10 protein-coding genes are annotated in these 12,090 nt (G+C 48.3%); 1 reads left to right on the top strand and 9 read right to left on the bottom strand.

Going from position 1 to position 12,090, the window contains the following annotated elements:
* Positions 1-39 precede the first annotated feature (39 nt).
* The 9 genes from NDI52_RS05255 to NDI52_RS05215 all read right to left on the bottom strand — a co-directional run bounded on the left by NDI52_RS05255 (position 40) and on the right by NDI52_RS05215 (position 9,025).
* The gene (locus NDI52_RS05255) at positions 40-246 is read right to left on the bottom strand and encodes a hypothetical protein (protein ID WP_190773308.1); all 207 of its coding nucleotides are present in this window, start codon (positions 244-246) and stop codon (positions 40-42) included.
* Between the two features lie 155 nt (positions 247-401).
* On the bottom strand, positions 402-1,385 hold the full coding sequence (gene hemB, locus NDI52_RS05250; protein ID WP_190773309.1) for a porphobilinogen synthase: 984 nt from the start codon (positions 1,383-1,385) through the stop codon (positions 402-404).
* 187 nt (positions 1,386-1,572) lie between these two features.
* Positions 1,573-2,337, bottom strand: coding sequence for a uroporphyrinogen-III C-methyltransferase (gene cobA, locus NDI52_RS05245; protein WP_190773310.1), 765 nt, complete (start codon positions 2,335-2,337; stop codon positions 1,573-1,575).
* 148 nt (positions 2,338-2,485) lie between these two features.
* Complete coding sequence (locus tag NDI52_RS05240; RefSeq protein WP_190773311.1) at positions 2,486-3,262, bottom strand: CbiX/SirB N-terminal domain-containing protein; 777 nt, start codon at positions 3,260-3,262, stop codon at positions 2,486-2,488.
* 174 nt (positions 3,263-3,436) lie between these two features.
* A complete protein-coding gene (locus NDI52_RS05235) occupies positions 3,437-3,994 on the bottom strand; it encodes a Dps family protein (protein WP_190773312.1) in 558 nt (185 codons plus the stop codon).
* A 1,231-nt stretch (positions 3,995-5,225) separates the two neighbouring features.
* The gene (locus NDI52_RS05230; RefSeq protein ID WP_190773313.1) at positions 5,226-5,663 is read right to left on the bottom strand and encodes a hypothetical protein; all 438 of its coding nucleotides are present in this window, start codon (positions 5,661-5,663) and stop codon (positions 5,226-5,228) included.
* Positions 5,664-5,927: 264 nt separating this feature from the next.
* Complete coding sequence (locus NDI52_RS05225) at positions 5,928-6,842, bottom strand: bestrophin family ion channel (RefSeq protein WP_190773314.1); 915 nt, start codon at positions 6,840-6,842, stop codon at positions 5,928-5,930.
* 235 nt (positions 6,843-7,077) lie between these two features.
* Complete coding sequence (locus tag NDI52_RS05220) at positions 7,078-8,910, bottom strand: ABC transporter ATP-binding protein (protein WP_347280060.1); 1,833 nt, start codon at positions 8,908-8,910, stop codon at positions 7,078-7,080.
* Positions 8,900-9,025, bottom strand: a complete 126-nt coding sequence (locus tag NDI52_RS05215; protein ID WP_277874405.1) for a hypothetical protein — start codon at positions 9,023-9,025, stop codon at positions 8,900-8,902. Before NDI52_RS05215 ends, NDI52_RS05220 begins: the two co-directional genes overlap by 11 nt.
* A gap of 975 nt (positions 9,026-10,000) precedes the next feature.
* Between NDI52_RS05215 and NDI52_RS05210 the strand changes: the two genes are divergently transcribed.
* Positions 10,001-11,743 (top strand): hybrid sensor histidine kinase/response regulator, encoded by a 1,743-nt coding sequence (locus tag NDI52_RS05210; protein ID WP_190773315.1) that lies wholly within the window; start codon positions 10,001-10,003, stop codon positions 11,741-11,743.
* Positions 11,744-12,090: the final 347 nt, after the last annotated feature.

The following is a 12,090-nucleotide window of genomic DNA, read 5'->3' as shown; positions in this document are numbered from 1 at the left end:
TAACCAGACCGAAAATTGAGGTGATTCTACACAGAGCTTTTAAGCTCTAGAGAGTACCAAGTCACGCTGAGAAACATCCCGGTGCATATACCAGTAATGTTCCAAAGCTTGCTTGGCTTCCTGTTCGCTGGGAAAGCGAAGTTTGACCTTATAAAGAAACGGTAACTCGCGATCGTTAGTGACAGGAGCAGGTTCCCATATCTTCAACAACCAGTCTGTGCCGGTATTGGTAATTGTGTATTTCATAATTCAGATTGAGAAGGGGGCAATGTGATGTTTCTGCGACCTAACAGCCAAAACACATCAGATAGCCAGGAGTCTTGCCAAGGAGCAGGACTCATTTGCTCAATCTGAATCGGGTAGATGGACAGGGCTGTTCTTGGTTTTTAACCTAACCCTGATCAAGACTGCAGCCAGCGGGCTGCATCCTTGGCATGATAGGTCAAAATTAAGTCTGCACCCGCACGTTTGAATCCAGTTAATGTTTCGATTACAACGCGTTGTTCGTCAATCCAACCATTAAGAGCAGACGCCTTGATCATAGCGTACTCACCAGAAACGTTGTATGCAGCTACGGGTAGATGAGTTGCCTGCTTAACCCGCCAAATAATATCCATATAGGCGAGTGCTGGTTTAACCATGAGCATATCCGCTCCTTCGGCAATGTCAAGCTCAATTTCTTTCAGAGCTTCTTCACCATTGGCCGGATCCATTTGATAAGTACGGCGATCGCCAAATTGAGGGGTTGAATCCGCCGCATCACGGAACGGCCCGTAATAAGCCGAGGCGTATTTTGCCGCATAGGACATGATAGGAATGTCCTCGAATCCATTCTCATCTAACCCTTGACGGATGGAGGTTACAAAGCCATCCATCATGCCAGAAGGGGCAATAATATCGGCCCCGGCATTGGCTTGAGAAACGGCAGTTTTCTTCAGTAACTCAAGGGTAGGATCGTTTAATACACGACCGGTTAAATCCCCTGTTTCGAGATAGCCACAGTGGCCATGGGAGGTGTATTCACAAAGACAGGTATCAACCATGACGACGAGGTCGGGAACAGCCTTTTTAACGGCTTCTGTGGCTTTCTGAACAATGCCACAATCGTGCCATGCACCTGTTGCATCAAGATCCTTATCTTCCGGAATACCAAACAGAATGATAGCCGGAATACCCAAATCGTAAGTTTCTTTTGCTTCTTCAACGATTTTGTCAACGGATAGTTGATAAACCCCCGGCATCGAGCGCACTTCATTCGCAATCCCGCTTCCGGGTACGGCAAACAACGGGTAGATGAGGTCGCTGGTGGTCAGCTGGTTCTCAGCCACCATACGGCGCAGCTGAGGGTTAGAGCGAAGGCGACGGGGACGATGAACTGGAAACATAGGGATTGAGCAGAATTCACGTATTAAAGAGTCTAAAGCTTTGAATGAGCGAAACTGTCAGGGTTTACGTTACGTTCTGTGAAATTGCATAGGGCCTATACTCTTCGCCCTCATCTAATCACGATGGCGATTGCTAAAAAAAGAAGTGGCTCGGTGCGTTGCACCGAGCCACTTCTTTCGATAAGGACTAATTAACGAGAGGACGGCATCCTGCAAGGATGTCGTGCATAGCGACAATGGAACCGATGACGGCGATCGCAGGAGCTTCAAAACCCGCCTGTTGCACTTGCTCGGCAATCGTTTCCAGGGTACCGATCAGTTCTTCCTGTTCAGGCCGGGTACCCCAGCGCACCAACGCGACAGGGGTTCTGCCTGAAAGCCCTCCGGCTTGTAATTCTTGAACAATATAAGCCAGGTTGTGAACACCCATGTAGATGACGATGGTTTCGCTGCCCTGGGCGATCGCCCGCCAATTCACAACTGGGCGATACTTCCCAGCCATTTCATGGCCAGTTACGAAGGTTACCGAGGAGCTATAGGCGCGGTGGGTCAGGGGAATGCCGGCATAGGCAGGGGCCGCAATACCGGAGGTGATCCCGGGTACTACTTCCACAGAGATGCCAGCTTGCACCAAGTCCTCCATCTCTTCGCCGCCACGCCCAAAAACGAAGGGATCGCCGCCTTTGAGCCGAACAATGACGGCATGGGTCTGGGCCTTCTCAATCAGGAGTTGTGTAGTGTCCTCCTGCATTAGCGAGTGCCGCCCCCGACGTTTTCCAGCGTTAATCATTTCGGCGTTAGGGTTGCACATTGCGAGAATCTGAGGGCTGACCAGGGCGTCATAAACGACCACATCGGCATGTTCCAGCAGCGTCTTGCCCTTCAAGGTAAACAAGCCGGGATCACCGGGACCTGCGCCAACGAGATACACCTTTCCAGGAGAATGTTGCATGGAGGCAAATAGTTAAAAGAATCTAAAGAACGGAGCGTCGCAGACTTTTGAGGATTATCCTTCGGCATACGGTGGCAGATCGTATCTTTTGTTACGAATGTGCTCTCGAATGCATTTCATGTAGAGATGAAATGCAATTTTCGCATGATTAATGAAGATTCAACACATTTGTCAATACCCATTGTTCCAGGGGGGCAATTTCGCTCAGGGCTGGCAGGGCCTGGAATCGGACGTAAGGGTATCGCTGGGAAAGTTCATTCAGGGTCGTGGCGATCGCGTCGGTAATGCCCGCTGGAAATAGGATGTAGGGAAAAACGATGATTTCCTGACATCCCTGGCGGATTTGTGCTGTGACTTGCTCTTCCAGGGTGGGAGATACTGACCAATAGGCGGCGATCGCCCCCAGACGTTGTGCGAGAGACTCGATAGGGTCATTGCCGCCCGGACGGCGGCTCCCATGGGACATAATGATCATTCCACCGGGACGTGGCCTGGGAAGTACTGACCTCAGGGATTCAAAGAGCTGTGGGTTTGCGCCCAGGTAAGGGCGAATGTGAAGTTGAACGCCTTGTCCCAGGGCTTGTTGGGCGATCGCCACTTCCGCTGGAATGTCATCCATCACATGCACCCCCGGCAATAGGAACAGGGGCACGATCTCCAGGGTTGAGATATGAGCAACGATTGCTTGCTCTGCAAAGTTCTGGATTTGCTGATGCAGAGGCTGGGGTTGAAGTTCTAAACAGGCTGTTTCAACTAGAGGGATGGTGGTTGCCGGCTGAGTCGTTGTTGAAGAGGGAGTCGTTGCCAATGCCGGGGTTGTTTGAGCCAAAGCTTGTTGAACGCGCTGCCCCAGGGTTTCCAGGGCAAGTTGCGGACGGGGATCGCGACTGCCGTGGGCGACCAGAAGGTATGCAGATGTGGGCATAGGGTCAGTGAAGTGGCACGGTCAGCAGGAAAGGCGCGGATTCTACCCGGCCCATAGTCAGATCATAGCCCCTTTCCTGAGGCGATGTCCGGCCAGGCAAATTAAAAATCCAGCATGTTGTAAGGAAGCTTAGACTCCTTGAAACATGCTGGATCGATTGCGGTGTGCAAGAGCTTATGAGTGCCCGTTCATAAGTTGAAACGCGGGGGTCAAGCTTTCGCGAGCCAGGAAGTGGGCCAGGTGGAATGCCCGGTCTTCGGTTTCGAGTAGGATTTTTTCGTAGAGGTAACGGGTCGCGCGATCGCCTAAGCTCTCAGCTTGCCCCGCCTGCCGCCTCAGAAGTTGAATGATGGCTTGCTCCGCAGCCAGGTCATTTTCGACCATTTGACGGCAGCTATATTGACCATCGGGCTCAGGGGTAAAGCAGCAAAGTTCCGCTAATTTGGAGAAGCTAGCAACGGGAACACCGCCTAATCCATTCAGGCGCTCTCCAATTTCATGCACATGGCCTTGCACTTCGTCATAGCTTTCGTTGAAGAACTGATGGAGAGAATAAAATTCAGCTCCTTCCACAACAAAGTGATGCTTTTGATACTGCAAGTACAAGGCTTGAAAACTTGCCAGGGTAATATTGAACCCCTCACAAATTGGCAACGTTACATTGGACTCTAGCCCGATTGGATTAGGCCCCATTGTCGTGAAACTTTGAACTAAATTTGCTGTCGCGTCCATGGTTTTCCCCTAGAAAACAACATCCGTGTGCACCAACAGAGCTTAAGAATGCAATAAGTTTCTGGGCTCTTATAAAAATTATATCCAGCATTCTTAGAGGTCAGTCACTCTCAATCTACCACCTCTTTATTGGGCGTCAATCCCTCATCATTATCTCACTATATTCATTTGTTCGAGCAGGAGGAGAGATACAGTGTGCTATACCGCATCTCTCCTCCTGCTCTAATAGGTGAATGGGATTATTCTAGAGGACGTATTGAACGAAACAGTAACGAAGAATGCCCTACTCTATAAAGGTCGTACGGTTTTTGGAGTGAAAAACTGAACATGTTGTTAACTGGTCTAAAATGTTCAAGAAAATTCAAATGAAGTTTACTGTCATAACTGCAAATTATTCCTAATAAACGCTTTCGGAAATCTGTTGATCCTGGCTTCTCTTTGCCTGGTGATACTTCTACAGCAAGGCTCCTCTAAAAATGAGAAGTTATTTCACTTAAGGGTCAGTATTAAGAGAGTATAGATAAACTCAGATAAGAAGCTTAAATTTTTGCGGCACAGAATTTTTAAGAAAAGCTAGAGAAAATTGAATTCATTCTAAAAATGTTTTTATAAATACATCTTTTAGAGTACCCATCACTTGCTCAGGTCAATTAAAATAAGGCCCACAAAAGTTGTGCTACGTACAAGGCGGGTCACACAGCTTTTGTGGGCCTTACTTTAATCGTAACGGCCTACTTCTTTAGAGTTACTTGCGTTAGCTACTTAGATGAGCATGGACACGTTCAATCAGTAGATAAACGAATTAACGCCTAGCTGAGTTTTTATCTACAGGTTCGAATAGGGCTTGGGGTATGAGAGAGGGGCGTGAGACGTCGTCCTATGCCCCTCTCTCATACCTCATTAACCTGAGTTCGGGTTAAGGGCGTTTTCGAGTGGCGCGCGTCGTGCGGCACTCGAAAACGCTCATTTTGTCGTGCGCTTTGCGCACGACAAAATGAGCACTTCAGCTTATCCCGAACTGAGGTTCATTAGATCGGAAAAGATATATCAGTTTGGTGAAAGTAGTGCTAAATAAGGTTTTGGAGATGAAATGGCGGTAAGTTATTGCATTGCATGATTAGGGTAACGTTACGCGAGAGCGCTATAGCCAGGGGCAACAGGCGATCGCCACAAACAAAAAAGGTGCTGCTCTATACAGCACCCTTAGAATTTGAGTCTCGGTACGTTGGGTTTAGCCCTGAAGATGCGTATTGAGAATCTTAGCCAGCCCAGGAACGGCCTCTTCAATATCTGTCTTTACTGACTTGCGCAGTTTATTGTAGGAAGCACGCACAACGCCATTCTTTGCCTTCTCAATACGGGCATCTGTTGTGCTTAGCAGCATATCAGCGGTTCGAGAGCGATGTTCACTCAAGTATTGCACGGGGTCACCAGACTGAACGCCCTCATTCCAGATGGGCTCAAGGGCGGCAACCGCCTCGGGTAAAAGCCGTTGGATAGCCCCCGGAATGTAACCGGGCTCAACGCCTTTGACAGCGCCATAGGTCGCTTTAAACGCTAGGCCTCCCAGTCCACCTTTGGCGGCAACTTGCTCATCCATCAACTTGACGCAATCTGCGACTACATTAGCCCGTGTATCTGGATTACGAATTCCGTCACTCAGCCCCATGTTGCTTCTTCTCAAGATCAACGTGTGTCATTTTCCGATTATCGTCAGGGTTTTGCAAGATGACGCCCTCATGCGTAATTTCTTGGCATACCTTTACATAGCTGTAAATTTTTGGTTCTATTTCAAACTTGTTGTTATCCCATTAGTTTGAACCGTTTTTCTGAAACTCCTGATTTTGCGTGCGCGAAGCGCACGCAAAATCAGGAGTTTCAGAAAAACGGTCCAGAGTATTGATCAGTAGCTCACCTCATATTTTGCGTCCCTTCAGTCCAATCTGTCAGAACTGGCTTTGAGGCGAGCTGTAGAAGGCTCTAATGACATTAAGTCATTGATGTTACGCTCAATCGTTTTGCAGATGGTATCTAAGGGGAGGTCGTTAGAGTCACGCCCAAACGGGTTTTCAATCTCGATGCCGATTTCTTCAATGCCAAACAGCGTGAAACTAATCAGAATTACCATGGGGCCTGTCCAGAACCCCAGATCTTGAACGAGTTGAAACGGTAGCGTGAAGCAGTACAGCAGGAGCAATTGCTTTAGGTGAATAGCATAAGCCATTGGAATGGGTGTCTTGAGAATACGCTCACAACCGCCAAGGTTATCGACCAGGGCGTTAAGCAATTCCTGCATACCATTGAGCTGGTAGACGTTAATGGCCCCTTGATGAAATTTTTGTTGCAGAAAATCACTAATCCAGAATGCCACCTCTAAAGGAGGATTATTCATAGATTGAAGCTTTTGGTAGCGCTCCAGAGTAATTAACTCGGCCAGTTCTTCATTAGTAGGTTCGTCTCGTAAATGCAGTTTGGTCGCAACTGCAAAAGCTGCCAGTGTATAGAGTGCAGCTTCTTTATCAGCGCGATCGCCCGCCTCCTGTTCCTGTACCACCACCCAGATATTTCGGGCCAAGTTACGGATATTGTTAATCAGATTGCCCCATAGCTTGCGGCCCTCCCAATAACGCTCGTAGGCTGTATTGGTGCGAAAGACCAGCATTAGACCTAGCACCACATTGGGAATAATGCTCACCAGTACGGGAACATAAACTGGAAGCCCATAGTGATATAACACTGCAATCAGCAGTCCAAATAACCCGCAGATTAGTGTTCGTGGCAGGATCGATGGAATGACGGAACCCCGCCATCGCAGCGCATAGAGAAACCAGGGACGAGATTCATCCATAGGGAAGGGGAGAGTATCAATGCATGAGTCTGACTCATTAATGCTTCCCATTATGGAACGCTAACGTTCATTCAGCTTTTGCTTTCGTCAGGTGTAGTTGGGAAAACCGTTACACCTGGTGAAAAACGCGAAATTTTGGTTAACAAGACTGACGCATTTTTGTTGTGTGTGGTGGGCTTCGCCCACCACACACAACAAAAATGCACTAAACATAGCGGGCTTGTGTAAGACCTGGTTAATTGCGATCGCTATAACTAGAGGCCTGCAATCGGAACATTTCTGCATAAGTGCCGCCTTGGCGCATCAGTTCGTTGTGGCTGCCCATTTCGATGATGGTGCCATGTTCGAGGACGACAATGCGATCGGCCATACGAACCGTAGAGAAGCGGTGGCTGACCAGGAAGGTCATTTTTCCCTGAGTCAGTTGTTGGAAGCGTTCGAACAGGTCAAACTCAGCGATCGCGTCTAATGCTGCTGTAGGCTCATCCAGAATCAAAATCTGTGCTGGGGTCATGAAAGCTCGTGCCAGCCCAATCTTCTGCCACTGCCCACCAGAAAGTTCAGCACTTTCAGAAAAGGTTTTGCCGAGAATAGTTTGATAGCCAAATTCCAGGGCATCAATGACACCAGAGGCCCCAGCATTCTGAGCAGCTTCCTGGATGCGGTCCAGGTTCTCCCGTTGGGGAAGGTCACCAAAGCCAATATTGTCCTGCACGCTCAAGTTGTAGCGGGAAAAGTCTTGGAAGACGACCCCTACGTTGCGCCGTAAATCGCTTAGCTCAAACTCATGAAGGGGAATACCATCAATGGTAATTTCTCCCTGTTGAACGTCATAGAAACGGGTGAGAAGCTTCAACAGGGTCGTTTTCCCCGCTCCGTTGAGGCCTACTAAGGCAATGCTTTCGCCGGGGGCTACCGTCAAGTTAATGTCTCGCAAGGTCGGTTCTGGGGCACCGGGATAGGCAAATCCCACATTCCGCAACTCCAAACCCTTGCGCATGGGAGTTGGGAAGGGCTCAGGATGAGGTCGGTTAACGACCTGGGGTTCGAGGTTGAGAAATTCAAAATACTGCGAGACGTAAAGGTTGAATTCGTATACCAAAGCAATGTTGAAAAGAATGCCCTGGATTAGCCCTTGAGATTGCTGAAAGGCCCCCGTGTACATGGTCAAATCGCCCACTGTAATGTGCTGCCTCAGCGTGCCGATAATTACCCAGGCGTAGGCCCCATAAAAGCCCATAGAAGATACCAGACCCACACCAAAGCGTAGCCATGCCTGCTGGCTTGCCATTTCGGCGAGTTCCCGGTTAAAGCGATCGCGAATTTCCTGCCATTCGCCCAGCAAATAACCCCCCAGGTTAAAGAGCCGCACCTCTTTGACGAACTCCTGGGTTGTCAGCACTTTTTGCAAGTATTCAGCCATGCGCCCGCTCTGGGTTTGCCGCCGCATCAACCGAAAGCGCACCCCTGAGAAGCGAATGCCTACCCAGAGGGCCGGGAGGGCGCTGAGCAGCAGCAGAAATACGATCATCGGGTTGAAACTGAGCAGCAGAGTCAGCAAACCTGTAAAGGTCACGACTTGGCCCATGAGGCTGGTGAGTGTGCCCAACACCCTGACTGGATAGCTACTGCCGCTTTGCTGAGCACGGCTGAGAGTGTCGTAAAAATCGGGTAATTCGTAGTGGGCTAAATCGAGTTGAATGGCCTGTTGCAACAGGACGCGGTTGGCATAGAGGGTGAAGCGATCGCTCAACACCTGCGATAGGTAATTATTGGCCTGGGTAAACCCCCCCTGGGCCAGCATCAGCCCCAAACCTGCGGCAACCAACCAGAGGAGGGGCGTCCATTCAATGCCCGGTTGCGTCAGTTCGCCAATAACTCGGTCAACAATCAGCTTGTTCACGTAAAGCTGTCCAACGGGAATTAAAGCCAGAGCCAGGGTGACGATCAGGGTTAGGGTTAACGTGCCCGGGGTCGCTTCCCAGACTAGTTTGAGCAGCCGGGGCGTGTTTGCCACCATTTGCCAAAAACGAGTTTGATTCGTCTCAGTCGGTCGTTTACGTGCCACAGAAACCGTCGGGGGAATAGATGTCTTTTTCATTATGCTGATTACAGCGATCGCCCGTGGCATTACGGTAGAAGAAGCAGGCTGATGTGTTGATGCTAGATGTCGTGAATTGCATATACCGCTTCACCCATAATGCATAACCCACAGCTAACTGATGTGAGTCCTGAAGAACTTTGATTGGCTATTCATTAAGTTGATAGACAAGTAATACCGTTTTCACAGACGGCTGCACAAAAGAAAGACATTGAGTGTAGCCTCTCTCATTCTGTGTAACTTCATACATTCATATGAAGGTATTAGAAAAAACAGTGAAGGTCTTTATGTAAGCCTTCCTCATACAGAAGTTACATTTTTTGAAAAGAACTGAAAATTCATACATTTCTTCTGTCAGTCATACATGTAAACGGTTATGCCTTAGAAAAACTTGATGCATTACATGTATGGCAAGTCATTCAGGACTTACGTATTTGTGTTGTGGGTGGGGTGCGAAGCACCCCACCCACAACACAAATGCGTAAGTTCTGTCATTTTAGGTTTAGTTTCTCGAACAAGACTGACTTCATGGGAACGCTAATTCTTTCCAGAGGCTCCAAAGGAGTAATACAGCGTTTTTCGCTCGGGCGAGGTGCGACAGGTTGATGTAGAGCATAGACCTACATCTATCTCTCATATCTCACTCGGTTAGGAAGGGTTATAAGTAACTCTACTCAATTAAACACAAGACCCTACTTACTCGGTGTTTCGGTTTTATGGTTATTCAATCAATGTTGATATAAATTGTAGGAGTTAGATGTTTCGGGAGCTGCTTTCCGTCCTCAAGAATATAAATTCAGTCTTGATAGTCTGATCTTGAAAGTGTTTTTTAGAAGCGGGATTTCAGCTTAGTACTGCACGGCGAACATCAACCTATGTGTGGTGATGTGAGGTGCGAAGTGCCTCACATCACCACACATAGGCAAACTTAAACCGTCAAGTATCAGTCCGAATCTGGGCATAATAACTAAGTGAGGCACTGAAACTATCTTTCTATCGAACATGATGTTACTCATCTATAGAAGTATTTCCCATAGTTTTCAGGTGTAACATTGCCATGCCCAGGGCCCCCATTCCTGACAATGAACACGAGAGAATCGCGGCACTTTTGCAATATCAGATCCTAGACACGGAAGCGGAGGAGGCATTTGATGACTTGACTCAGCTGGCTTCTCGCATCTGTGGAGTACCCATTGCTCTCATTACGTTGATTGATCACGATCGCCAATGGTTTAAGTCCAAAGTTGGTTTAACGGTCAGCGAAACCAGTCGAGACTCTGCTTTTTGTGCCCACGCCATTATGCAACCCAACGACATAATGGTTGTGCCTGATCCACTTCAGGATCCTCGCTTTGCAGATAATCCTTTGGTGATGACGTACCCTAATATTCGGTTTTATGCAGGTGCCCCTCTGGTAACCCCTCAAGGTTTGCCCCTGGGAACCTTATGCGTGATCGATCGAGTGCCCCGGAACTTGACGGATGCACAATTGGAAGCACTGGAAGCCCTTTCTCGCCAGGTCATCAGCCAGCTAGAACTTCGGCATAGTATTAATCGTCTGGCCCAAGTCAACACAGAATTAGATCGAGCCACTCAACTTAAAGATGAATTCCTGGCCAACATGAGCCATGAACTTCGTTCTCCTCTCAATGCCATTCTCGGTATGTCTGAGAGTTTGCATGATGAAGTTTTTGGCCCATTAAACGAGCGCCAGAAAAAGATGATTTCAACGGTTGAGAGTAGTGGCAGGCATTTATTAGAATTGATTAATGACATTCTTGATCTATCTAAGATTGAGTCTGGAAAACTAGATTTAGAAATCAAAGATATTGATATTCGTCATCTCTGTGAAGACAGTCTAACTTTTATCAGACAGGTTGCTTCCAACAAACGGATTCGACTCTCTTTAGAGATATCGAATACATTAGAAACGTGCCAATTTGATGAGCGGAGGATGCGTCAGGTACTCATTAACCTTCTCAGCAATGCTGTCAAATTTACGCCGGATGGAGGCAATATTTGCTTAGAGGTGGCCGTCAAACAACCTGGTGAGATGCTGGAGGAGCGGAGTGGCGATCGCTTTCCTGCTTCAACTCCTTTTGTTTGCATTGCTGTCCGTGACAACGGAATTGGCATTTCCCGCGAAAACCAGGAGCGTCTTTTTCAACCGTTTATTCAGATCGATGGTAGTTTGAACCGGCAGTACCAGGGCACCGGGTTAGGATTGGCACTGTCTCAACGTATTGCAAATTTGCATGAAGGGTGGATTACCCTCAATAGTCGGGTTGGAGAGGGAAGTTGCTTTACAGTTTATCTACCCCAGCCTTATTTAGCGTTTGCTTCCCCTCGCCCAACCCCCGCATCACCTCAGGAATCTACGGCTATAAAGCCTTCAAAGCCATTGCCCTCCGGCCCTGAAAATTCCTCTCCTCTTATTCTCCTGGCCGAAGACAACGAAGCAAATCAGGAAACCTTGCTGGCCTATCTAGAAAATAAGGGGTATCAGGTGGTGTTGGCGCATGATGGGTATGAAGCGGTAGCGATCGCCCAGGCTCAAAATCCTGACCTGATTCTCATGGACATTCAAATGCCAGGTATTGATGGTCTGGAGGCAATCCGCCAAATTCGTGAGCATCCGCCTCTAAAGCATGTGCCAATCATTGCGCTCACGGCCTTGACGATGCCAGGCGATCGCGATCGCTGCCTTGAAGCAGGGGCTGACGAATACATCAGCAAACCTGTTCAACTAAAAGCCTTAGTAGCGATGATAGAAACTCTTTTAGGAGGGGGAGCAACTTGACGTTTCCTACACTTACAGCGCTTTGCGCTTGAATCAGCCACGGTTGTTTTTGTGAGAGCCGTGCTCCGCGCGGCTCTCACAAAAACAACCAAATTTTAAGCGTTTGGAAAGCGCTGTAGTTAGGAAATCTGCTCATACTTTTCCATTAGGGGATGCCTGGCCTAGATGATTATTCTGTGCTGGTGTTGGTGCTGCTTATAGCAACAGCAGTTCTCATTATGAGCTTCAAAGCCAAGATTGCGCGCCCGAGGGGCGCGCAATCTTGGCTTTGAAGCCCGAAAACCGCTTGCCGAAGGCAAGCGGTTTTCGGGCCTAATTCCATACTGAGAATTGCTGTTATAGCAACG

This window comes from Leptolyngbya sp. PL-A3 (assembly GCF_039962325.1).
GTDB lineage: Bacteria > Cyanobacteriota > Cyanobacteriia > Elainellales > Elainellaceae > Vacuolonema.
Note: the sequence above shows the minus strand (reverse complement) of the source record. Positions and strands in the feature narration are given on the sequence as shown.